The sequence below is a fragment of the Pseudoalteromonas gelatinilytica genome, assembly GCF_001641615.1.
GTDB lineage: Bacteria > Pseudomonadota > Gammaproteobacteria > Enterobacterales > Alteromonadaceae > Pseudoalteromonas > Pseudoalteromonas gelatinilytica.
This window is the reverse complement of the sequence record NZ_LRRU01000004.1, coordinates 163221-187940: the sequence shown is the minus strand read 5'-3', so window position 1 is coordinate 187940 and position 24720 is coordinate 163221. Positions and strand designations below refer to the sequence as shown.

At 42.2% G+C, this 24720-nt stretch carries 20 protein-coding genes; 8 read left to right on the top strand and 12 right to left on the bottom strand.

Annotated features, from left to right (window positions below; translation table 11 throughout):
* Window positions 1-13: 13 nt before the first annotated feature.
* Window positions 14-2152, bottom strand: a complete 2139-nt coding sequence (locus NH153_RS01480; RefSeq protein ID WP_063700285.1) for a M3 family metallopeptidase — start codon at window positions 2150-2152, stop codon at window positions 14-16.
* A 216-nt stretch (window positions 2153-2368) separates the two neighbouring features.
* Window positions 2369-2578: a hypothetical protein gene (locus NH153_RS01475; protein ID WP_063700283.1), complete on the bottom strand. Its 210-nt coding sequence runs from the start codon at window positions 2576-2578 to the stop codon at window positions 2369-2371.
* A 198-nt stretch (window positions 2579-2776) separates the two neighbouring features.
* Here NH153_RS01475 and NH153_RS01470 point away from each other — a divergent pair, with 198 nt between their 5' ends.
* The gene (locus tag NH153_RS01470) at window positions 2777-3649 is read left to right on the top strand and encodes a mechanosensitive ion channel family protein (RefSeq protein ID WP_063700282.1); all 873 of its coding nucleotides are present in this window, start codon (window positions 2777-2779) and stop codon (window positions 3647-3649) included.
* Between the two features lie 23 nt (window positions 3650-3672).
* Here the strand turns inward: NH153_RS01470 and NH153_RS01465 are convergent, their stop codons facing one another.
* Window positions 3673-4221 carry an HdeD family acid-resistance protein gene (locus tag NH153_RS01465; RefSeq protein WP_063700281.1) on the bottom strand — a complete coding sequence of 183 codons (549 nt, stop codon included), beginning with the start codon at window positions 4219-4221 and terminating at the stop codon, window positions 3673-3675.
* 156 nt (window positions 4222-4377) lie between these two features.
* Here NH153_RS01465 and NH153_RS01460 point away from each other — a divergent pair, with 156 nt between their 5' ends.
* From NH153_RS01460 to yegD, 6 genes are all read left to right on the top strand, one after another.
* Entirely contained in the window at window positions 4378-6072 is a 1695-nt protein-coding gene (locus NH153_RS01460) for a mechanosensitive ion channel family protein (protein ID WP_234003567.1), read from the top strand.
* Window positions 6073-6440: 368 nt separating this feature from the next.
* Complete coding sequence (locus NH153_RS01455) at window positions 6441-8702, top strand: TonB-dependent receptor (protein WP_063700278.1); 2262 nt, start codon at window positions 6441-6443, stop codon at window positions 8700-8702.
* Between the two features lie 109 nt (window positions 8703-8811).
* Entirely contained in the window at window positions 8812-9111 is a 300-nt protein-coding gene (locus NH153_RS01450) for a hypothetical protein (protein ID WP_054551791.1), read from the top strand.
* Window positions 9112-9159: 48 nt separating this feature from the next.
* The gene (locus tag NH153_RS01445; RefSeq protein ID WP_063700276.1) at window positions 9160-9816 is read left to right on the top strand and encodes an HAD family hydrolase; all 657 of its coding nucleotides are present in this window, start codon (window positions 9160-9162) and stop codon (window positions 9814-9816) included.
* A gap of 90 nt (window positions 9817-9906) precedes the next feature.
* Window positions 9907-10746 (top strand): DNA ligase, encoded by an 840-nt coding sequence (locus tag NH153_RS01440; protein WP_063700274.1) that lies wholly within the window; start codon window positions 9907-9909, stop codon window positions 10744-10746.
* Window positions 10747-10813: 67 nt separating this feature from the next.
* The gene (yegD, locus tag NH153_RS01435; protein WP_063700273.1) at window positions 10814-12181 is read left to right on the top strand and encodes a molecular chaperone; all 1368 of its coding nucleotides are present in this window, start codon (window positions 10814-10816) and stop codon (window positions 12179-12181) included.
* A 32-nt stretch (window positions 12182-12213) separates the two neighbouring features.
* Here yegD and NH153_RS01430 read toward each other — a convergent pair whose 3' ends face one another.
* From NH153_RS01430 to NH153_RS01415, 4 genes are all read right to left on the bottom strand, one after another.
* Window positions 12214-12678 (bottom strand): methylglyoxal synthase, encoded by a 465-nt coding sequence (locus NH153_RS01430; RefSeq protein ID WP_063700272.1) that lies wholly within the window; start codon window positions 12676-12678, stop codon window positions 12214-12216.
* A gap of 8 nt (window positions 12679-12686) precedes the next feature.
* Window positions 12687-13319 carry a LysE family translocator gene (locus NH153_RS01425; RefSeq protein ID WP_063700271.1) on the bottom strand — a complete coding sequence of 211 codons (633 nt, stop codon included), beginning with the start codon at window positions 13317-13319 and terminating at the stop codon, window positions 12687-12689.
* A 98-nt stretch (window positions 13320-13417) separates the two neighbouring features.
* Complete coding sequence (locus tag NH153_RS01420; protein WP_063700269.1) at window positions 13418-15259, bottom strand: S8 family serine peptidase; 1842 nt, start codon at window positions 15257-15259, stop codon at window positions 13418-13420.
* Between the two features lie 223 nt (window positions 15260-15482).
* Window positions 15483-16655 carry a multidrug effflux MFS transporter gene (locus NH153_RS01415; RefSeq protein ID WP_063700267.1) on the bottom strand — a complete coding sequence of 391 codons (1173 nt, stop codon included), beginning with the start codon at window positions 16653-16655 and terminating at the stop codon, window positions 15483-15485.
* Window positions 16656-16832: 177 nt separating this feature from the next.
* On the opposite strand from NH153_RS01415, the gene NH153_RS01410 reads away from it, so the two are divergent.
* A complete protein-coding gene (locus NH153_RS01410; RefSeq protein WP_063700265.1) occupies window positions 16833-17309 on the top strand; it encodes a hotdog fold domain-containing protein in 477 nt (158 codons plus the stop codon).
* Here the strand turns inward: NH153_RS01410 and NH153_RS01405 are convergent.
* The 5 genes from NH153_RS01405 to NH153_RS01385 all read right to left on the bottom strand — a co-directional run bounded on the left by NH153_RS01405 (window position 17306) and on the right by NH153_RS01385 (window position 24635).
* A complete protein-coding gene (locus tag NH153_RS01405) occupies window positions 17306-17788 on the bottom strand; it encodes a bactofilin family protein (protein ID WP_063700263.1) in 483 nt (160 codons plus the stop codon). The genes NH153_RS01410 and NH153_RS01405 overlap by 4 nt on opposite strands.
* Window positions 17778-18929: a M23 family metallopeptidase gene (locus tag NH153_RS01400; protein ID WP_063700262.1), complete on the bottom strand. Its 1152-nt coding sequence runs from the start codon at window positions 18927-18929 to the stop codon at window positions 17778-17780. Before NH153_RS01400 ends, NH153_RS01405 begins: the two co-directional genes overlap by 11 nt.
* Before the next feature lie 151 nt (window positions 18930-19080).
* Window positions 19081-20394: a fumarylacetoacetase gene (gene fahA, locus NH153_RS01395; RefSeq protein ID WP_063700260.1), complete on the bottom strand. Its 1314-nt coding sequence runs from the start codon at window positions 20392-20394 to the stop codon at window positions 19081-19083.
* 155 nt (window positions 20395-20549) lie between these two features.
* Window positions 20550-21596, bottom strand: coding sequence for a 4-hydroxyphenylpyruvate dioxygenase (gene hppD, locus NH153_RS01390; protein WP_063700542.1), 1047 nt, complete (start codon window positions 21594-21596; stop codon window positions 20550-20552).
* 315 nt (window positions 21597-21911) lie between these two features.
* Window positions 21912-24635, bottom strand: a complete 2724-nt coding sequence (locus NH153_RS01385; protein WP_063700258.1) for a metallophosphoesterase — start codon at window positions 24633-24635, stop codon at window positions 21912-21914.
* Between the last annotated feature and the right edge of the window lie 85 nt (window positions 24636-24720).

Below are 24720 nucleotides of genomic sequence, written 5' to 3'. Positions count from 1 at the left end.
AACAACAGTGTGATTATTCAACTAAACCACGACGCTTTAATAGTGCGTCTGTTGTTGGTTTTTGACCACGGAACTCAATGTAACTTTGCATTAAGTCGCGGCTGTTACCTTTTGATAAAATCTCTTTGCGGAAATTATCACCGTTTTCACGTGTTAAACCACCTTCTTCAGTCATATGTGCAAACGCATCTGCTGCGAAAACTTCAGTCCAAAGGTAAGCGTAATAACCCGCTGAGTAACCACCGGCAAAGGTATGGCTGAAGTAGCAAGACTTATAACGCGGTGGTACTGGGTAATATGCAATACCATGCTTGTCTAATGCATCATGTTCAAACTTTTGTACGTCAGTGATATCAGCATCAACACCAAATGAATGCCATTCCATATCAAGCAGTGCCGCCGCTAAGTACTCAGTTGTATCGAAGCCTTGGTTGAACTTTTGTGACTCAAGTACTTTCGCAAGTAACGCTTTTGGAATTGGTTCACCTGTTTTGTAGTGCTTGGCGTAGTTTGCAAGTACTGTCGGTTCAATATTCCAGTCTTCGTTTGCTTGTGAAGGAAATTCAACAAAGTCACGAGCAGTGGCTGTACCTGCTAAGCTTGGGTATTTAACATCAGAGAATAAACCGTGCGCAGCATGACCAAATTCATGGAACATCGTTGTTACTTCAGAGAAAGTCATGAGTGTTGGTTGACCTTCAGCTGGCTTAGGAATGTTCTGTGCATTGTAGATCACAGGCATCGTGTCTTTTAGACCGCTTTGGCTAACATAGGCACTCATCCACGCACCACCACGTTTACCTTCACGTGCATAAGGGTCCATGTAGAATAGGCCGATAGCGCTACCGTCTTCGTTAAATACTTCAAATACCATGACATCTTCGTGATAAACCGGTAGGTCTTTACGCTCTTTAAACGTAATACCGTAAAGTTTATTCATCGCAAAGAATAGGCCGTCGTGGATCACTGATTGCATTTCAAAGTAAGGCTTAACTAAAGCAGGGTCTAAGTCGTACTTTTCTTGACGAACTTTTTCAGCGTAAAACGCCCAGTCCCAAGGTTGAAGCGCAAATGTTTTACCTGATTTTTTGATTACTTGTTGAATTTGCTCTGCTTCTGCTTCTGCTTTAGCAACCGCTTTCGGCGCTAAGTCATCAAGAATACCGTAAACGTTATCAGTTGTTTGCGCCATACGTGTCGTCATTACATATGAAGCCCAATCTTTGTAGCCAAGTAATGCTGCTTTTTCTGCACGTAACTTGGTTTCTTTGATGATGATAGGGCCGTTTGTTGCTTGTGCACGCGTTGCCGATGTCGTCCAAATTTTTTCACGTAACTTGCGGTTTTCAAGGCTTTGTAAGATAGGTTGGCGAGTCGTGTTCACGAGAGTGATCATGTAACCTTCTTTACCTGCTTTTTCAGCAGCTGCCGCAAGGCTTGCGATTTCGCCTTCAGATAAACCCGCTAGCTCGCTTTTATCTTTAACTAAAATCACATCTTCTTTGAATGACTTTAAGATGTTTTGTGAAAACATCGTTGAAAGCTTGGCAAGCTCTGCGTTGATTTCACGCATTTTTGCTTTTTCAGCTTCAGTTAGTTTTGCACCCGCATTAACAAACTTTTTGTAGTAATAATCAACAAGGCGTTGATCTTCAGCATTTAATGACGCTTTGTTGTCGTAAATGCTTTGTACGCGAGCAAATAATGCTTTGTTTAAGTAAATATCATCTGTGTGAGCAGACATAACGGGTGCCATTTTTGCGGCGATACGTTGGTACTCACTGTCAGAGATTAAACCCGATAAATTAAAAAATGCTGCAGAAGTACGGTCTAGTAACTCACCCGATAATTCCATTGCAACAAGGGTATTTTCGAATGTTGCTGGTTCTGGGTTGTTTGCAATCTTTGCAATTTCAGCTTTTTGCTGAGCGATCCCTGCTTCAAACGCTGGCTCGTAGTCTTTGGTCGAAATTTTATCAAACTCAGGAGCCATATATTGTAAAGGGCTTGGCTTGAAAAGAACGTTTTCAACATTGGCTGTTTGTGTTTCAGCGGCAGTTTCAACTTGAGTTTGAGTGTCGGCTTGTTGCGAACTACAAGCAGATAATAAAAGCACACTAGCAATTGTAGTTGCTACTAAGGTCTTACGCATGAGAGCTCCAAAAAAGTGGATAAATCTTTTTTAACTTACCAAATTTTTGGCTAGAAACAATCAAGTTTGTCGTCTGAATGGGGAATTTTAACGCAAATAAAGCTGTTGAGGGATAAAAGTGTGTAAAAAGCCATCAATTGTGTATCAATGGCTTGCTTAGTAATAAAGTGGCGCACACAGCCAATTTAAATCCTGCTGGTAATAAATCACCATAGGTTAGTTATAACCCAATACAAATTTTTTCTCTGAGCCAAAGTTTTCTGGCATGGCGTTACCAAACTCTTTGTTAATTAAAGTCAGTGAGTGCTCTTGCTCAGCAAGTAAATTTAGGATTCGGTTACGATACTCTAAGCTTGATTCAAATAAGTTAAGATCAACCAAAGGTTGTAAAGTTGCAAGTTTTTGTGTGAGTGTCATTTGTGACATTGTGTTCTCCTCGTGCTATTCAAAGCCTGTGAAACCTCAAGCTCTCTCTATGTATATAGCAGTTATGGTCTAAAACAGTTAATAATTAGCGCATATTGCGCATAAAGAACTTAGTATTTACCAAGTTTTCACCTATTATGCCGTGCTAAACTTAGTCACAACTGAATCAAACTCATTTTTTACTAGGAATGTTAATTTATGACCCTTGCTGATCTGCAATCTGCATTATCGTTTGTATTGTTCACCTATAACGATGTGCAAATTACCGTACTTAAAGTAATTCAAGTGCCTTTGGTGCTGTTTTTAATGTGGTTTGTGGTCACCTGGATTGGTCGATTAATAAAAAAAGCATTACTGGCAAAAAACCTAGGCCCTGATACGGTTCATCTATTCACGCGTATTTACCTTGTTGTGACCATCGCTGTGCTTGTGTTTACTTCGCTTGAGGTACTCAACATTCCGCTAACAGCGTTTGCATTTGTCTCAGGTGCCATTGCAATCGGTGTTGGTTTTGGTGCGCAAAACATTATCAATAACTTTATTAGTGGTTGGATACTAATGTGGGAGCGTCCAATTCGAATTGGTGACTTTTTAGAAGTAGGTACAGCTAAAGGGGTGGTTGAGACAATTAATACCCGTTCAACGCGTATCCGTCGTAACGATGGTGTGCATATGCTGGTACCAAATAGCCAATTATTAGAAAATACCGTCACTAACTGGACCTTAATTGACCGTAATGCCCGCTCGTTTGTAAATGTTGGTGTTGCGTATGGCTCAGACGTTGTGCTTGTTGAGAAGCTGATGAAGCAAATTCTAGATGAGCATCCTGCTATTTTAAAAACACCTGCATCATCTGTGTTATTTGATGACTTTGCTGATAGCTCTTTAACTTTTAGCGCTATTTTCTGGGTGTGTGCTGAATCAGAAGCACCGCTTCGTCAAGTACGCAGTGAGCTGCGCTTTAGCATTTATAAGGTATTTGCCGAAAATAACATTACTATTGCATTCCCGCAGCGCGATATTCATATCGATGGTGAGATAGCTTTAACAAGGCGTAACAGCCAAAAATAAAAAAAGCGGCATTAGCCGCTTTTTTATGCTTGTTCATTGAGCTTTTTCAGCTTTAAGGCAAGCAACACCATCATTATGCCAAATACGATGGCATAGGTTGCAACCAGCCACAGTAGGGTAATGATACCCGCGCCAGGGTTAAATATCAGATAACCACCAAAAATAATCGATATAATACCGCTGCCAATCAATAGCCACTCATTCGTGATTTCTTTTCGTAGTTTACTGGCAATAACAATCTCAATAACCCCAATAGCAATGGCCCATGCGGCTATAAAGTAAAGCATTAATATGGCCGTTACATTTGGGGCGAATAGCGTTACAAAGGCTACGGCAATCGAGATTAAACCACCCACTAATAGCATCCACCAAAGTGGATTTTCGTTTTTTGAAGCAATAGCTAACCAAGTTCTAATGGCACCATCGACAAAAAAGTAAGCGGCAAATATAAACATCAGAATCGCTAATGAGGCTTCAGGGGCGAACCAACCACACAAGCCAAAAATGATGGCGATGGCACCGTGGATCATTAATGATGACCAATGGGGGATCAGTGAACTTGAGATTTGCATAATAGTATCCTTTGCTTAAGTCTCTCTATAACTAACATTTCAGCGCTTACTTGCAAAGATTTTTAATTATTTTTTGTACAGTTACACAAACCATGCTCTAATTTAATTAGATGATTTTTTCAGCGTTAAAAAGTTTTTGCGGACAAGGAATTAAGTGTGAACAGTGGTACGACTAAGTTTTCATTGCAATTTAGCACGTTAGTAGTGTGTTTTTTACTGTTGTTTAATGCGCCTTTATGGGCAACAACCACCCCAGAAGTGACCGTTAAATCCTTAATTGATAAAGACAACAAGGAAGAGCAAGCCGAACAAAAGCCGGCCAAGCAAGAGCCTGAAGCGAATACACCTGCTACAACGGAAAAGGTGCAGGAGCCTCTTGAAGATGACTTACCCTATGATGCCTTTGATCGAACTACGCCTCGCAGCTCCATGCAAGGCTACTTAAAAGCAACCCGCGCTCGCGATTTTGAACGTGCTAGCCAATATCTTGATTACCGTAACTTACCGAAAGAAGTTGAGGCGCTTGGCAAAATTCAGCTTGCAGAAAACTTATCGGTGGTGCTGGATCGTACCTTATGGGTTGATGTTGATAGCTTGAGTAACAAGCCTAAAGGTAAACAAAAAGAAAGCGTACCTAGTTATCGTGATCTGGTTGGAGAAATCAGTACATCACAAGGCAAGGTGCAAATTTTATTGCAAATAGTGCCGGATGATAAAACAGGTAATCGGATCTGGAAGATATCGAATGCAACGGTGAGTCAAATTCCTCTGCTCACTAAAGAGTATGGCTATAACCGAGTCGGTGAGTGGTTGTACGATAATCTGCCTGATATTGAGTTTTTAGGTGTGATGCTTTGGCAGTGGATATATTTTGCCTTCTCTTTTGTGTTGTTTTTGGCAATCGCGATTATTATTACCCGTTTAATTACGTTTATTCTTGCACACTTAAAAGTACCTGTAGAAAAAGATGTCATTGGTTTCATTAATGGCCCGATCAGCCTGTTGCTTGCAGTACTTATGGCGCGCTCACTGAACGACCAATCTAATGTCACCATAGCAGTGATGGCGCTATTTCATGGTGCAACTGTATTATTAATTGCATGGGGTTGGATTTGTTTAAGGGCTGTCGATCTCGCCAAGCACAGGTTAAGTCAGCGTTTTATCAAGCAAGACAAGCCACAAGCGGTATTCTTATTACGACCAATTAGTAATGTAGCTAAAACACTGATTGTTATTTCGTTGTTATTTATGTGGTTTGAAAACTTAGGGTTTAATGCCACTACATTATTAGCGGGGTTAGGGATTGGTGGCCTTGCTATCGCCCTTGCTGCGCAAAAAACAGTTGAGAATATCATTGCTGCAATCACACTTTATATTTCTGCACCGGTGAAAATAGGCAGCTTATGTAAGTTTGGCAGCCACCTGGGCACCGTTGAAGAAATAGGCTTAAGGGCTACGCGAATTCGAACCCTTGATCGCTCGGTTATCTATGTGGCGAATGCAAAGTTTGTAGATATGCAGCTTGAGAACGTCTCTGAAAGAGAGCGTATTTCTTATCGACCAAAATTGATGCTCAACGCCAATACCAAACAACAAAACTTAATCTCGTTTATGCAAGCTGTAAGAGAGCTTTTGGAGCAACATAAACATATTGCCTTTGAACCATGTCGTGTTCGCTTTAAAGGCTTCACACCTTGGGCTTTACAAGTGGATGTACTAAGCTACGTAGAGACCGTCGACTTTGCTTTTTATATGGAAGTAATTGAAGAGTTAAATTTAGCAATCTTAGGCTTATTGAATGAGCACGAATGTGAATTAGCTAATCCAGAATTCGCACGTGTGACTGATTAGTTGCTAAAAAAGGGGTAAATGAAAGGGACTCTCATTTGTACATAATGTCTACACATTGTTGCATGTGGATGAACAGGACATATGTCCGCTCAAGTGAAAAATAATTGCATAAAATCTTCTAAATGCGGCGATGTTGCCGCTAATTGTTGTAAAAAATTTGTATATTTCTAATTTTTAATGCAGTAAAAGTGTCATAAAGTGTTATAATCGTCAGCGTTCGTTCAGCCTCTTTATCTCGTTTTGCACTCTCGAACTAGAGGTCCGCGCAGCTTATTACAAGGCGCGAAAAATTGGCCGAGCCCGTCAAATGAATTGACGCAACATCATCACCGTTGAATAAGAGTGCATAAAAAAGGTTAAAACCCGACATGAAAGCAATGAAAAGATCTACGTTAGCAACACTTATCAATGCAACGTTGTTCTCTGCCGTAGCAGGTACTTCATTTTCAACTCTTGCTGCAGACGAAGCGCCAGCAGCAAAAAGCAACCAACTAGAAGTTATTCAAATCACCGCTCGTAAACGTGTAGAAAACGCACAGGAAGTACCTGTAGCTGTATCTGCATTACAAGGTGACAGCTTAGATGCTTACAGCTCAGCTGGTATGGATATTCGTTTCATGAACGCGAAAATCCCTAGCTTATCAATCGAATCTTCGTTTGGTCGTTCTTTCCCACGCTTTTATGTTCGTGGTCTAGGTAACACTGACTTTGACCTAAATGCTTCTCAACCAGTTTCGCTAGTTGTAGACGAAGTTGTTCAAGAGAACGCAATCTTAAAAGGTTTCCCTGTATTTGACGTTGCACGTGTAGAAGTTCTACGTGGTCCACAAGGTACTTTATTCGGTCGTAACACACCAGCTGGCCTTGTTAAATTTGATACAGTAAAACCATCACAAGAATTTGAAGGCTATGGTTCAGTATCTTACGGTAGCCGTGGCGCAGTTGATTTTGAAGGTGCTGTTGGCGGTGGCTTAACAGACCGTTTATCAACGCGTGTTTCTGTACTTTGGCAAGAAAAAGACGATTACATCGATAACCGTGCTCCTGGTTTTGAACAAGATGACGTATTAGGTGGTTACACTGAAAAAGCGGCACGTGTTCAGTTCTTATATGAAGGTGACGATTTCACAGGTCTTTTCAACTATCACGTACGTGATATGGACGGTACGCCAATCGCATTCCGTGGTAACGCTATCAAAGCAGGCACAAACGATTTAGCTGATAACTATGAGCACGATGTGGTTTACCACGATGCTGCTTCTCGTGCGACACAGCAAGTTGAATCTCAAGGCGCAAGCTTAAAGCTTGAGTGGGATATCAACGATTTAACTCTTACCTCAATCTCTGCATGGGAAAGTGCTGAAATCTATTCTCGCGCTGACATTGACGGTGGTTACGGTGCAAGCTACTTACCAGATATGGGCCCAGGTTTTATCCCGTTCTACTCTGAAAGTGCTGACGGTATTCCAGATCAAGACCAATACACGCAAGAACTTCGTTTATCTAGCAACTATGCTGGCGACGTTAACTTCCAAGTAGGTGTTTTCTACTTTGACGAAGCGCTAACAATCGAAAACTTCAGCTACGACACTTATGGTTCAACGCCAGGTGAGTTAAACGGCTATGTTATCCAGCAACAAGATACTAAAGCGTGGGCGGTATTCGGTTCATTAGATTACACAATCACTGATGATCTAAAAATCACTGCGGGTCTTCGTTACTCAGATGATGAGAAAGAGTTCTCAGCAGACCGTACTTTAAGCCCAATTGGTGGTAGTGCGTTATACCTTACAGAAAACCCAAGTGACGACCACGTTAGCTGGGATTTATCTGCTAACTACAAGATCAACGATGACGTAAACTGGTACGCACGTGTTGCTAACAGCTTCCGTGCACCAAGTATTCAAGGTCGTATCTTATTCGGTGACGAAGTAACTGTTGCTGAGTCTGAAACTGTGACGTCATTCGAAACAGGTATCAAATCAGACGTACTTGACGGCCAAGGTCGTGTAAATGCAACTGTGTTCTACTACACAATGGATGACCAACAATTAACAGCTGTAGGTGGTGGTGCAAACTTCAACCGTTTAGTTAATGCTGATAAGACAACTGGTTACGGTTTTGAGTTAGACACTGAGTGGGTATTAACTGACAACCTAAACGCTACATTTAACTTAAGCTACAACAACACTGAGCTTAAAGATAAAGACTTAGCCGTTGACGTATGTGCACAGTGTACTGTTACAAACTCATTAAACAGCGCAGGTCAAGCTGTTCTTGATGGTAACAGCCTACCGCACGCACCTGAGTGGATCTCAAACTTAACTTTACGTTATAGCCGCGAAGTTGCTGACGGTGAATTCTTCACTTACGCTGACGTGTCTTATCGTAGCGAAATCAACTACTTCTTATATGAGTCAGTTGAGTTTGAAGGCAAGCCATTAACTGAAGTTGGTCTACGTGCAGGTTATGCTTGGGCAGAAGGCGACTACGAATATGAAGTGTCAGCATTCGTACGTAACATGTTCGACGAGCAGCAATCAATCGGTGCTATCGACTTCAATAACAACACAGCTATGGTGAACGAAGAGCGTTACATCGGTGCTGAGTTCAAAGTAAGCTTCTTCTAAGCTGAAAGATAAGTACTATTAAAACCCGCTGTATAGCGGGTTTTTTCGTTTATAATCGCGTTGGTAACTGCTAAAGTGGCAGGATTAATTTAAGAGAAAGAGAATAGCTATGGCTGGATTTTGGAACTACCGTGTAATTTTTTGTGAAGCAACAAAAGATGAAGCAGCACAATATCAAATTCACGAAGTTGAATATAACTTAAATGGTAAAGTGACTAATTGGTCAGAAACCGGTGCTGCACCATTTGGTAATACAGTCGAAGAACTTGAAGCAGATGCAGATCGTTTAAAAACAGCGTTTTCTAAGCCGATTTTAAAAGTGGTAAGAAAGCAACGTGGCTACGAGCTGGTTGATGTTGAAACCGGCGAAGAAGCATTTGCTGAGCCACCTGCGGGTTTAACAGAATAATCATAATTAAAGGTGCCTTTGGCACCTTTTTACTTTGAAGGAATGAGGATGACTTTAAAAGCAGTATTGTTTGATATGGATGGCACCTTGGTGGATTCTGAAAGTGTGCATTTTAATATTTGGAATGATTTATTAGCCCCTTTTGGCGTGCAATATGATGAAGCCACGTTTTGCCAACGCTTTTCTGGTAGACCCACCCTTGAAGCCGCTAAAGAGGTCGTTACAAATTATGGGCTTACTATCAGCCCAGAGCAGTTAACGGATGAAAAGTACGCTGCGTTTGGGCGTTTTGTTAGCAGTAATTTACCCACTTACATGCCTCACGCAAAAGCAGTGCTAGAGCAAGTAAAAGCCAGTGGTTTAAAAATGGCATTAGTAACAGGCAGTGCAAAAGATGAAGCCTATCCTATTTTAAAGGGCTATGGCATTTTTGATTGGTTTGATTGTGTCGTTACCAAAGATGATGTTAACAATCCCAAACCTGCTGGCGATCCATACCAATTAGCGCTTGATACATTAAATATCATGGCCAATGAAGCCGTCGCAGTCGAAGATACTTTCACCGGCGTCACTGCTGCGAGTAATGCTGGAGTTGCTGTGTATGCGGTGCCGAATCATTTCACGTTAGAGCATGATTTTAGTAAAGCCGCGGGTGTGTTTGCTGATTTGAGCGAGTTTTTCAAATGGCTACAAACTAAACTATAATTAAGTGGCAATTCTAAGCAGCTATTATTAAGTAGCTATTTTTAACTAGTAATAGCCAACTAATACTCACACATTTGCAAGGAAGCAATGATGGTTATACTCACTCGCGCGCTGCTGTGCGCAATCACGTTATTTATCGGCATTTCAGCCGAAGCACAACAAGCTCCTTCAGTCCTCTTAGCGAACGTTTATGGAGCCGAAAAGGTTAATGTAAGCGATTATTTAGTTAGTGAAAAATATGATGGTGTTCGGGCCATTTGGACGGGGAGTCAATTAGTAACCCGGAACGGTAACCCAATTTATGCTCCCAAGTGGTTTACTGCGCCGCTGCCAGATGTTTGGCTTGATGGAGAGCTTTGGACTAAGCGTCAAGACTTTGCCAACCTAAGCGGTATCGTTCGCAAAGTCACACCTGTAGAGTCTGAATGGCAAACCGTCAGTTATATGATATTTGATATGCCGGATGCGACAACGCCATTTAGTCAGCGCTTTGAAAATTACGCACGGTTAGTCAGTCAGCTGAACAGCGAGCATATTAAAGCTGTTGAGCAAAAGCACTTTAACGAGAACACGCAACTGAGCTTATTTATGGATGAGCTAATCGCACAAGGTGCTGAGGGTGTGATGCTGCATCTAGCCAGTGCTAAGCATAGTGCAGGGCGCAGTGATGCTCTTTTAAAATTAAAGCCCTACCTTGATGCCGAAGCGGTTGTGGTAGGTTACATCGCAGGAAAAGGAAAGTACAAAAATATGCTTGGTGCACTCAAAGTTCGAAACAGTGACGGGCTAGAATTTAAAATTGGTTCGGGATTTACCGATCAGCAAAGAACATCACCTCCCGCAATTGGAAGTACCATTACCTATAAATATCATGGTTTTACTAAAAATGGTTTGCCACGCTTTGCAAGCTTTTTACATGAAAGGCCATAGTGTCATTCAAAAATGGCTGCGACTGTGGTAAATTTCGCGGCCTTTTTATTGATGTATAGGTGTTAGAATGTTTGCAGGCTTTGATTACGGTAGCTCAAATTGTGCAATTGGTGTAATGGATAATGAGCAACAAGTGTCTTTAGTGCCCCTTGAGCAAGGCAAACAATATTTACCATCAACACTCTATACTCATCACAGTGCTTTAGTGGTTGATTTTGTAGCAAAACACCTTGCTGGCAGCCCATTTGAGCAGGATTTTAAAACTGAGCGTCAAGCGCTTTTAAATACCATCCCTCGCATTAAATCCGATTTAGATATTCAAGCTGGTGATGACACCTTATTTATTGGGCGAGAAGCGATCAGTGAATACGTGCAATTTCCTGAAGAAGGTTACTTTGTAAAATCACCTAAATCATTTTTTGGCGCCGTGGGCTTAAAGCAAGGACAAATTAACTTCTTTGAAGACATTGCTACGGCGATGATCTTAAAAATAAAACAACGCGCCGAGCAATCACTGCAAGAGTCATTAACCGAAACGGTCATTGGGCGACCGGTAAACTTTCAATCAGTTGGTGGTGAAGAGTCTAATCAACAAGCGCTCGGCATATTAGAGCGAGCGGCAAAACGTGCAGGCTTTAAAGAGGTCTCATTTTTGTATGAGCCATTAGCTGCGGGAATTGATTATGAAACCTCATTACAGCAAGACCAAAAAGTGTTAGTTGTCGATATTGGCGGGGGTACTAGCGATTGCTCATTTGTACAAATGGGGCCGAGCTTCCGTGCAAATCAGTGCCGTGACAATGACTTTTTAGCCCACAGTGGTAAGCGTGTGGGGGGGAATGATTTAGATATTGCGCTGAGCTTTCATGGTTTAATGCCATTGCTTGGTTTAGGCACAGAGTTTAAATCGGGTCTTCCGCTTCCGAATCAACCGTTTTGGCAAGCGTGTAAAATCAATGATGTGAACCTACAAAGCCAGTTTTATAGTGATGCTCATCATCGAGAGTTATTGACCCAGCTGCGTGAAGTTAAAGAGCCAGGACTATTTAAACGCTTAATTCAATTGCAGCAAAATAAGCAAGGTCACCAATTAGTGCAGCAAGGTGAAGCGGCAAAAATTGCATTGTCGTCAGCGAATGAATTTACTACTGATTTGCATTTCTTAGATTCAGAACTAACACAGTGTTTAACGTTGAAAGATTTAGCCTTAGCTGTTGATGACTCGATAAGCCAGATAGTGGGCTTAGCGAAACAAGCGATCAAAGAGGCAGGCACAACGCCTGATGTCATTTACTTAACGGGTGGTAGTGCGCAATCACCGCTTATCAAGGCTGCGTTACAGGCCCATTTAGGTGACATTACTATGCTGAACGGGGACCACTTTGGAAGTGTAACTGCTGGCTTAACTAAGTGGGCGCATAAGCTTTATAGCTAATCGCCCCCACTTTGAGATATCGACTTTAAGAATTAAAGAGTCACTTGGCGCGTTGCGAGATATTTTTCATAATCTGGTAACGTGCGGCACAGCTCAGTTTCCATCATAGGTGAGCTTAATAGCATATCAGCACTGACTTCATTACAAGCAACAGGAATATTCCAAACCGCAGCTAAACGTAGTAATGCCTTTACATCAGGGTCGTGTGGCTGCGATGCAAGTGGATCCCAGAAAAACACTAACATGTGCACTTCATGTTCAGCAATTTTAGCACCGAGTTGCTGATCGCCACCCATAGGGCCGCTTAGCAGCTTAATCACTTCAAGCCCTGTAGTACGCTCGATTAAATGACCGGTTGTACCCGTACCATACAGCGTGTGCTTGCTTAAAATAGCTTGATGCTTTTCACACCACGCCTGAAGAGCTGCTTTTTTGCCATCATGGGCTACGAGGGCAATATTCTTTTTGGCTGGTAAGGCTTGTTGTTTTTGTTCCATAAGTGCTCTTATATCAATAGGTTAATTGCTAATGCAATAAACACCAGTCCCGTGATCCGATCAATCCAAATTTGGGTTTGTGGGTGATCACGAAAATAACTGGCTATCTTATCGCCGAAATAAATATACGTGCAGTCGATTGGAAAAGCAAAAAGCGGGTAAAGTAAGCCAAAAAAAGCGAGTTGAAAGGTCGTTGAAGACAAGCTCGGATCGACGAACTGCGGAATAAATGCAATAAAGAATAGCGCGACTTTTGGATTAAGTACCTCGGTCATCATTGCTTGAAACATCACATTTTGCTTTTTACTGGTACTTACATGAGGCTTTTCATCACAGTCAGGTTCAGGCTGTGTGAAGGTGTCTTTTAAGGTCATTATGCCTAAATAGCACAGGTACGCTGCACCTAAATACTGAACTGTGGTATACGCGACTGTAGATGCTTTTAAAATAGCAGTTAAACCCACCACCGCAAAAAAAGTATGGACCACACCACCTAGGGCAAAACCGAATGCACTTTGCATTCCTGCTTTACGGCCATTGGCAAAGGTTTGTGCCATTAAAAATGCATTTGAAGGGCCGGGAGCCACGGCAATTAAAAAACTGGCGCCTAAAAACGACAGTAACGATTCTGGATTGATCATCGGCACAAAGATAAAAAGCTAGGTAATTGATTTTAACAAGCTTCTAGAAAAAGAAAAAGCGGGCAATCAATGCCCGCTGATTTGGGTTGGGGAAAGTATTAGAATGTCACTGAGCTGTTGTTTGAACAAACAGTTGTGCTTTGTGCTTCACATACTTGGTAAGTGTAAGTGCCGCCACCTTTCGTTGTAATAGTGTCAGTATAGCTGTTAGTGTTTGCCACTGAGCCTACTTTGCTACCATTACGGTACACATCAACAGTGCTTGTAGCAGCACCACTCCAGCTTAAATCAACATACGCAGTGCCTTTTGATTTATAACCTGAAGTAGAAAGGCTAATGTCATCGCTACCCGGTGTTGTGCCGCCGCCATTATCGCCACCACCTGCACAGCCATTGGCTGTTAGGTATGCATCTGCATCAGCTGCTTTAACAATACCGTGACCGAAGTAAACATCGTGACCAGAAGCACCTTGGTCTTGTGCTGTCGCTTTTAACGCATCACGAATTTCTGTACCTGTACACTCAGGATGGTTTGACCAAACTAGCGCTGCGATACCTGAAACAGCAGGCGTTGCCATTGATGTACCGCTCATGAAACCATAATCACTGGTACCAATTGCGATATCAATTGTTGTACTTGAAAGTAGAGCTGAGCGGTCTTCAAGTGCCGCACCGACAGCAGGAATTGTTGTATCGTTAGTATCGCCTAATGTAGCGTATAGCATACCTGCTTCGTTATTGATGATAACAGCGCCGATACCGCCTGAGTTCTCGCAGTTATTTACTTTGTCGTAGAACGAGATATTACCACGGTCAATCATACAAATTTTGCCCGCTGCGCCAGAGTCAACACTTTCAGCAGTACCCATGTAATACGCCGTGCCTGATGCATTACCCGCGTTTTCCATTGATGAAGTAGCAAAACCTGCGCCATCAGCTGCTAAGCTAGCCGACGTTGCCATACCTGCTGGGTAAGTCGAAAGTGTATCAACACCGCCTGCTGTTACTTCAACACAGATAGTTTCATCGGTAGTTACACGTTTACCACGACCCGTTGTACAGCTAGGGAATTGCGAAAAATCTGCAATTTGGTTGTTCGCATCATTTGCACCAACCATCATGACTGAAGAATAACCTGCAGGGTATGAGCGCACGCTGTTACCATCGTTACCCGCTGCAGCAACCACTAAACCGCCGGCGTTAGTAAAATTAGCAAACGCGTTAGATTCGGTGCTATTTGAACCACCGCCACCAAGGCTCATGCTGATAATATTTGCACCAGCTTGAGAACATAAGTCCGCTGCGTGTGCTAAATCTGAAGAATAACCCCAGCCTTCAGCATTAAATACTTTGATGATGTGCATTGCTACACCCGGTGCCATACCAACCACACCAACATTGTTGTCTGCCGCAGCAATTGTACCTGCTACGTGAGTACCGTGTGGGCCACCATTATCGTACCAGTTGCCAGTGCCACTGTCGTTATCACCTGTGATATTACCCCAAACGAAATCAGGGTTTGTTGCATCTAGACCTGAGTCAATTACACAGACTTTCATGCCAGCGTTCGCATCGAAGGTAACTTGATCAGCTTGTGATTGATAAACTGCATACGGCGTTAATTGTTGCTGCATTGCATTACCGGCGTCATCGTTATACAGCGCCATGGGTACACGCTTTTGATCTTCTTCAATTAGTTTAATATGAGGGTTGTTCAGTAAGCCTTTTACACTTGCAAGATCATGACCTGTAAATTGCGCTGCAATAAAGCCATTACCATCAACTTTAATATCACCACCGAGCTTTTTAGCGAGTGCTTTAACTACGCCTTTATTGTTGTTGTCTACTTGGATGATGTAACGATCGTTTGCTGCATTTGCAGTTCCTGCAGCACATAGTCCACTGATGATAAGTGCTAATGCTAATTTATTCTTTTTCATAATTCGTATCCCAAACATGTTGTTGAGTTAACTAAATGTTAACGTGAGTAAACAATAGTTTAATGGCGCTATAGGTACAAGCAAAATAATCCACAAAACTGGAACAAATTATTCTAGAAAGATACTTTTTATAACGGTAGGAAATAACAGGATGTCTAAACGGGTAAATAGAGTATAACGATTCTCATTTACCCGTCATGACGAAAAGTATGATAAAACTTTTTTATGACAAGTGCTTATGCTTGAACAATAAGTAGGTAAATGGAATGAGCATTAAAAAGTGCACGCCAATTAATACCGGGGTAGTCAAATTTAAGAATTGCGTTATAAACACTAATAAGCTTGCACCACTCATTTGCATCAAACCAATAAGTGCGGAAGCGGTGCCTGCTTGTTTAGGAAATAAACTTAATGCACGGCCTGCTGATGAGCCAAGTGTCAGTGCAAAACCAAACGCAGCAATAAACATCGGAAACATCAACGCAAGCGCAGTACGTTGTTGGCTAAAGGCCAACATTAAGGCACCTGCGATTACAAGTAACAAGAGTCCTGCTTTTAACGCGCGTTTTGGTTGGCGCTTGATGTACAGTGGCATAATAAAGCTAGCAACAATGCTCAATACTGCATTACAGGTAAACCAGAAAGTAAAGTCGGTCACACTGCCACCTAATTCAGTAATAAGCCAGCCTGGTGCTAGCGTAACGAAGACTAAAATAGCCGACATAGTTACCAAGCAAATTAAGCTATGGAATAAAAACAATGGCGTGCTGATGATTGGCATAAAACGGCGTAGGTCAAGAATATGACCACTATAGACGCTATCGGCAGGGCGGGTTTCTTTGTACATTAACAAGGTTATGAATAAACCGATAAGTGCAAATGCTGCCATGAATAAAAAGTTCATGCGCCAACCAAACTGCACTGTGAGCCAAGCACCTAAAATTGGCGCTAGGGCAGGGATAAAGCAGACGATACCATTGAGATAAGTAATGATTTGACCGCTTCGTTCACTACCAAATCGATCTCTTACAATCGCAAACGCCACGACAAACGTGGCACAGGCGCCCAAACCTTGCAGTGCTCTTGCCATCATCAGGCTTGCAAAATCAGGTGCTAAATACGCCCCAAAAGCCGCTGAACCATAAATTGTCACACCGGTAATTGCCACAGGCTTACGACCAAACTTATCTGCTAATGGCCCTGCAATGAGCTGTCCAAGCCCAACGGTAAGCATAAAAATAGCGACGGTTTGCTGAATTTGCTTTTCTGAAGCGTTAAATTGTTCTGCAATGGTCGGAAATGCGGGTAAGTAAATATCAATTGCTAACGGGCTAAAAATAACCAGAAGGCCAAGAATAAATAGTAAGCTGAGGTTTTTGTGCTGGCGTGACTGCATTCGCTCTCCTTTAAAACGGTATTTTATGTGCCCCTAAAGGAAAAGAAAAGCGTTCACTTGGCTAAAAGTGTAATACATACGTAATCATTAAAACTGCTTACAAAAACTTTCCATTTCGCTATCTGGTCTGATGTGTTAGTTTTTTATCTCACATCATAAAAATAATGGATAAACGTCGTGAGCTCACCATCATCATTATTAAAAATTTGGACGAAATGTCAGTCACTGCCAAAGGGTAACTGGTTGTTTAGTAAAGCCGTGTGTTTTAAAGCCCCTTACTTTGGGTCAATAAAGCCATTGATCACACATTTAACTGCTGGGCATTGCAGTGCAACCGTTAAAAATCGCCGAGCAATCCATAATCATATAGGGACTATTCATGCAATTGCACAGTGTAATGTTGCTGAGTTATGTGCAGGTTTAATGGTTGATGCCACTGTGCCGGCAAAAACGCACCGTTGGATCCCAAAAGGCATGACCGTGAGTTATTTAGCGAAAATTGACACAGATATGCGTGCTGTTGCAGAAATAGAAGTGCCGAGTGAGTGGTTAGAAAAGCAGGACTTGCTAGTACCCGTGAAGGTTTATAATAGCCGCGATGAACTCGTTTTCACCGCGGATATCACAATGTATGTAACCGCTAAAAAACGTTAAGACTTATCAGCGGCTTGTTTGTTAACAAACGACAAGTCGTTGTCGTCATCAGCCAATAATGAAGAACTTGTTTGTTCTTCAGGCTTGATTGGCGCCACATTATCTTCTTCGTGACGATGTTTTAAACTACCTTCAATGATTGCGCCGGCTTCGATGCTCAGTGTGTCATGAAAAACATCACCATGAACTTGTGCTGTGCTTTCAATCGTCACTTTGTTGGCAATCAGTGAACCGATAATTTTACCTTTGACGATAACACTATCAGCCTCAATGACACCTTCAATCATGCCAGTGTGACCAATCACTAAATGTTTAACACGTAAATCGCCTTCGATGCGTCCATCAAGCTGAACTTCACCTTGGCTGCTGAGGCCGCCAGTTAAACGAACGTCTTCAGAAATAATAGAAGGAGTGTGGTTGGTTCTTTTTAAAGATGAGCCAGACGAGCTAGCTGCTGATTGTTTTTTTTTACCGAACACGAGAAAGCGCCTTTGTTATTTTAACCGGGTTGACATGTTTGCCATTCACTAAAACTTCGTAATGTAGGTGAGTGCTGGTACTACGGCCAGTACTACCCATTAAACCAATGACATCGTCTTTAGTCACTGTTTGGCCTTTTTTAACCTTAATTTTATTAAGGTGACCAAAGCGAGTAACGAAGCCATTTTTGTGTTGTAGTTCGATAAAGTTGCCATAGCCGCCATTACGACCAGCACGTAAAACGGTGCCATCAGCGGGAGCAAAAATCTCGGTTTTATGCCAACCTGCTAAATCAACGCCTTTGTGAAAAGCACGGCGGCCATTCATAGGATCTTTTCGAAGACCATAACTACTTGAAATGTAGTAATCGGCAGCAGGAAGTGTTTGTGGTAATTCGCTGAGTAAGTTTTCAAGGTTATTTAATGCCAGCAATTTGTCGGCAATCGCTAAAAACTCAGCGGGAATTTTTGATTCGTCAAATAAATCTAATGGACCACCTTGTGCCGTTTCGCTACCGTCTAAAACAGAACCGTCAGCAAGGCTACTATCAAGGCCTGCACCTTCTAACATGGCAACAATTTCTTGGTGACGAAGCTTAATTTGCTCATCTAATACAATAAAACTGCTGTTATAAGCAGCATCAAGACGCGCTAAGCGCTCAGAAATACTCTCTAAGCGTTTTACTTGTTTAGGTTGCTGTTCATCTTCTAAAGGCGCGTGAAACTCTTCAGCGTGCTCCTGAACAGGCAAAAGTAATGGCTCTGCGTCGGTTGGCAGTGCAGGTTTGTTCATTGATTCTGGAAGCGATTCAATCATGCTTTGCAATAGCGCTTGTTTTTGTTCAAGGACTGCCAATTGCTCTAGCTGTTTTTCATAAACAGCTTGTTGCTGATAATGCTGTTTTTGCCATTCTTGTTGTTTTGTTAGCTGAGTTTGTTCGATGCTAGTGATCTTGTCAGCTTGAGAAATGATTTGCAGTGTTGAAATACTTAACCAAACAAGAGCGGTTAAAATGACTAGTAAGGTCGTTAATTGCACCCAAGGAGCTAATACTAAGTGTTTTACCTCGCCATTTTGACGGATCAACAGCTGACGAGCTGGAAAAAACGTGCGATAAAAAGACTTAAGTTTAACTAACATGGCGTACAAAATTTGACTAATAACCGAGCTAAGATAGCAATCTCATTTAAAAAAGCCAGCAAAAAATTGTAACTCAACTGAAAAAAATGCAAAAAAAAGGGCAAAAATTGCCCTTAATCGTTGTTCTGGAAATAAAAATGGCGTGTTATTTTTATTTAGCAGGTAGTACTGTACCTTCGACTGAACCAAAACCAATGCGTGCAAAACCGTCTTTTTCACACCAACCACGCATGATTACGTTGTCGCCGTCTTCTAAGAAAGTACGTTGTTCGCCATTAGCTAGCGTGATTTTTTCTTTACCACCGCGAGAAAGCTCTAACAATGAACCCGCTTCTTCGTGCTCAGGGCCCGATTGCGTACCCGAACCTAACATATCGCCTGGTTGGAAGTTACAGCCATTTACAGTGTGGTGAGTGACCATTTGCGCAACGGTCCAGTAAGAGTGCTTGAAGCTTGATTTAGATACTTGTGTTGGTGCTTCGCCAGCTGCACGCATCTTTTCTGTTTCGATTTGTACATCCATTTTGATATCGAATGCACCAAACTCACGGTTATGAGCTGACTCTAAATAGTCCATTGGTTGTGGATCGTTTTCGTCACGTGTCCAGTTTGTTCTAAATGGTGCCAGAGCTTCTGTTGTAACAATCCAAGGAGATACAGTCGAAGCGAAGTTCTTCGCAAGGAATGGACCAAGCGGTTGGTATTCCCATGCTTGTAAGTCACGTGCAGACCAGTCATTAAATACACAGAAACCAAATACGTGGTTTTCAGCATTTTCAATGGCAATCGCATCGCCTAATTCATTCCCTTTACCAAGGTAAATACCTAACTCAAGTTCGTAGTCTAGGCGTTTACAAGGGCCGAATGAAGGGACTTCTGCATCTGGCGCTTTAGTTTGACCGTTAGGGCGGTGGAACGTTTGACCAGAAACATCAATTGACGATGAGCGGCCGTGATAACCGATTGGTACCCATTTGTAGTTAGGTAGAAGTGGGTTATCAGGGCGGAACAAACTACCTACCGCTGTTGCGTGGTAAATAGAAGTATAAAAGTCAGTGTAATCACCAATGCGACATGGCAGCGCAAATTCGATGTCTGCTTGAGCGATAAGCGCTTCGCTTAATTGTGCTTGCTCACTGGCACCTTCACGGAGTGCTTTTGATAGAGCAAGACGAAGTGCAGACCAATACTGCTGACCAAGACCCATAAATTCATTGAGTGTAGCTTGGCTTGCGGCTTTAACGGCAACCTGTGCATCACCAGAGAATAAACCAAGCTCATTTACTTTTGCTAAATCGATAACTTGATCACCAATTGCGACAGCGCCACGGAACGCTTCGTCTGAATTTTTACGACGTACTTCTGCAAAAGGAAGGTTTTGAATTGGGAAGTCACAGTTCGCTTCGTTAGCAGATGCAACCCAGCTTTTTAGATTAATATCGTGGGTTTCGTTAATTAGGCTCATACTCTTTCCTTATTTGTTCGCGCTGATTTATTAGTTATCTATATGGAGGCAATCAACGCAATTTAAACAGTTAGTTTAAAACAGAATTTAAAACGACAAAAAGCAGCGTGTGAATTTACCCAAACCACACGCTGCTTTTTATTCATCATGATGAACTAGATTACACCACGACGCTCTTGATCACGTTCGATTGACTCGAAAAGGGCTTGGAAGTTACCTTCACCGAAACCGCCGTCATCTACACGTTGGATCATCTCGATGAAGATAGGACCAAATAGGTTCTTCGAGAAGATTTGCAGTAAGTAACAGTTTTCGCTTTGGCTATCTACAAGGATTTGATGCTTACGGATCTTCTCTTTGTCTTCTTTAACCCAAGGTACACGGTCGAAAATGGTGTCGTAGTACTCAGGGATGATATCAAGCGTGGCAATCGTTGATTGGTCAAGCTTATCAAGTGAGCTTACTAGGTCATTCGTTAGGAATGCTAAATGCTGTACACCCGGACCATTGTACTCGTTTAAGTACTCATCGATTTGGTTGTTGTTATTATCTTTACCTTCGTTGATTGGAATCGAGAAAGTACCGCACGGAGATTTAAGTGCGTAAGATAATAACGCTGTTTTTTGACCTTTAATGTCGAAGTAACGAACTTCAGTAAAACCAAATACGTCTTTATAGAAGTTAGCCCATGTTTCCATCGTGCCTTTATAAACGTTATTGGTTAAATGGTCGATACGGATGAAGCCTTTGTCTTCAACAATGTGTTGCTCGCTTAAATCTTCAAAATCTGACTCATAGATAGAACCTTTGTCGCCAAATTGCTCGATGAAATAGATTAAGCTGTCGCCAATACCGTAAATAGCTGGGTAAGGTAAATCTTTATGTGTTGAATCTGTCGCAGGTTTTGCACCGCGCTCAACAGCAACCTCGAATGCTTTTTGCGCATTCTCTACACGCCAACCCATAGAACAAATTGCTGGGCCGTGGCTTTTAGCAAATTCAGCAGAGAAACCATCACGCTCATTGTTTAGTAAAAAATGAATGTCATGTTGGTTATAGTAAACGATGTCTTTACCTTTGAATTTTTTTAGCTTTGAGAAGCCAAAATCAGTAAACACTTTGTCCATGTAATCTGCATCTGGTGTTGCGTATTCAGTGAATTCAATGCCCACTAGGCCTAACGGATTATTTACTTCGCTCATTGTCATTACTCCCGCAATTATAAGCACTGCGCTAAAAAAGAATTATTGTTCTGCAATGAGCGGATGATTAACCAGAATCTCAATAAGGGGAAGATCCCCGCATTATTTAGCCAAAGCCTCTTTTGTAAATTAAATGGGACAATGATTTTAATTTCAGCAATTGCACTATCAAAGGCAGTGAGTAAGCCACTATATTGACTAACAGAGGGTATCCTTTTTTATATCTATCCATATGTATTTAATGGTAAATTTTTGTATTTTTCAGGCAGTAAAAAAGGCCTTGCACGGCCTTTTTTATTAAGTCGCTTGTATTGATTAGTTTACAGTTTGACGTGCTTTGTTAAAAAACTTGCTGCGCTGTTGTAACCAAGGGTTATCTAAAACTTGTGGTGCTGCTTGATAATGGCGTTCAACCACTTGGTTTAGGGTACGGGTTGATTGCGTAAAACTAAGTTGCTGCTGTGCAGCACCCATATTGGCAATCTCGGCATCAGTCATCGCACGACCAGCAAATAACAAGGCGTTTAAGTATCCCGGCTTAGTTTCGTAGTCATTATCGGTTAAAAGTAAGGCCGCATTGTTGATTGCCCAGCGCTCATTGATTTCACCTTCGTCTTTAATACCAATCAGCTTACCATCAAGATAAATTTTCAGTGCGCCATTGTTTGGAGCAGCGTAAAACACAAAGGCAATACGATGCCAGCTGTTTGCCAAAAGCTCGCCAAAGTAACCACTGTCACTGGTGGCAATACCAATGGCGTTATCTCGGCTAACGTACAAGTCTGCGTCATCACTGTTAGTGATATCGGTTTGTAGTAGTGAGCGCCACTCATTGGTGCTTTGTTCTGGCCACATAATATCCATCACTAAGGTGTAATCAGCGATAAGGCCTTCTGTTTGGTAATCACCGTTTGCGGCACTATTAGCCGTTAAGGTTAAGCCTTGCGTTGGGCTATGGCGAGCAAAGGCGAGCACGCCTGAGGCACCCGTTGGTAAATCAGCAATTTCAAGCTCTGTAGTGGTGGCAAATTGACTATCTTCTGGCCCCCAGTTTTTGTCTTCAGGGTCGAAAAAGCTGAGTGTTGCAGGGCCAACGTCACTGCTAAAGCCTTGCTCAGGATTGTTAAAATTCCATACCGTGACTGCATCATCTGTTTTACACGCATTCAGTGTGTTATCGGTATCAAGATATAAACATTGGCTGGTGCGTGCTCGCGCGTAATTATCAAGTAGCCACCAACTTTCTGCGACCAATTGGGCTTCTAAGCTTGGCAGAGCAGGGAAGAACAACCCGCTATTTAGTGCTGGGCCTTTAAATAAAGCAACCTGGTAAGTGCTTGCGTCATCAAGGTTATCTGGCACTAACGAGACCCATTCAGGCTGGCTTTCGCGCATGCTTTTCAACTGGCTGCCAGTCACCTCAACTTGATAAATTGAATTAAAGCCTGGGGTGTTTGATGGTTGGCGTTCAACCTTAAATGCGGCATGGAAGTCTTCTTGGGTTAACGTACCCGGTAGCCAGCGATCTTGTACTTGGCTTGCATCAAGCAAGGCAGCATCAATCTCGGGGAACTGCTGCATAGCAGCTTTGGCAGTAATCGTCGTGAGCTCTTCTGCAGAAGGGTAATTTTCTGAAACCGCAATTTCGGTGTTTGCATCTGGGGCATAGCGACCCATGATTTCATCGATGGCGTTTTTAGTGCTTTCATCTTGGGTCGTAATGCTGGTGGTTGCGACGGTATTGTAATCAACATCCGCAAGTGTTTTGTCTTCAAGGTTAAAAGTTAAGGTAAGATCAGTCAGACCTTGTGCAAAAAAGTTTGGCTGAATAACAATACTGCCGTTATCTAAGGTTTGATAACTTTCACCGCCATGAGTATGCCCACCAAGCACTAAATCAATTCCCGCCACATTTTGTGCAATGCGGGTGTCAGTGCCTTCACCTAAGTGACTGACCATGACCATGTAATCAACATCTTGACGGTATTGGTTTACAATCTGCTCAGCCACGTCTTGCCACTGCCAATTCATTTTAAAATTAGCGATAAAATCAGGAATTGGCTCGTCTTCAACTGGTTCATCAAGTTCATTCCAAGGCACTGAAGTCATGCCAAAAAAGCCGATACGAAGGCAACCAACTTGGACAACAGAAAAATCGACACCGGCAAACGACGTCTCGCTGCTACCATCATATTCGGTGTTACTTGAAAGTACGATGGCATTATCGTCATCGGCAAAGTCCAGCAATTGCTCAGGTCCCCATGCATAATCGTGGTTACCTATGACACGTACGTCAAAGGCCATGGCTTTTATAGCTTCGACAGTGGCTAACCCTTGTGATGTTTGTTCCGCTACGGTGCCTTTTTCATAATCGTCACCACCATTGGTGAATAAAGTATTAGGGTTTTCAACTTTAGCCTTGTCGTAGTAACTGCGAATACGGCTGAATAACTGCTCTTTAAAGCCAAAGCGCGCGTGTAAATCTGCAACATGAATAAAGCGTACCGTTTGGTTACTGGCTGTGTCATTACATTGCTCGCCAATTGTTTTACTGGCCGCAGGAACGGTGCGAGACATTAAAGCAAAACTACCAAATTCTGTAATAGCACTGACAGCAAATCCATCATCGCTTTGTTCAGTACTGAGAGTTTGCCACTGCTCATCAACTAACTGCACTATGCTAAAGGCAAGGTTGGTTTGTTCATCTGGTAACTTAATCGCTAAACTTAATGGCTCAGCAAATATCAGGTTATTTGGGCGAAAGGTATGAATACTCGATACAATACCTTGCTCGATATCCGTGCTTGAAGCGCTTGTCTCTGTATAAGTAAATGTGGTGTCTGTCGTAACTGTGTTACTTATTGCATTAAGTATGACATCGCCCTGTGCAAATTCAGCTGATAAGCCATTTTCGACAGAAATAATCAAACCAGACTGATCAGGAGCTGTTGCGACTTCTTTTGTTGTTTTATCGCCACCGCATGCTGTCAGTAATAAGCTAGTCAGAATAATGACCAGTAGTTGAGTGTTAAAGCGCACTTACTCAGTTCCTTTGCCAAACCAAATTAATATCAGAATATAGTATCAGTTTTAAGGACGCAGAGGGAATAGGGGAGAGAGAAAT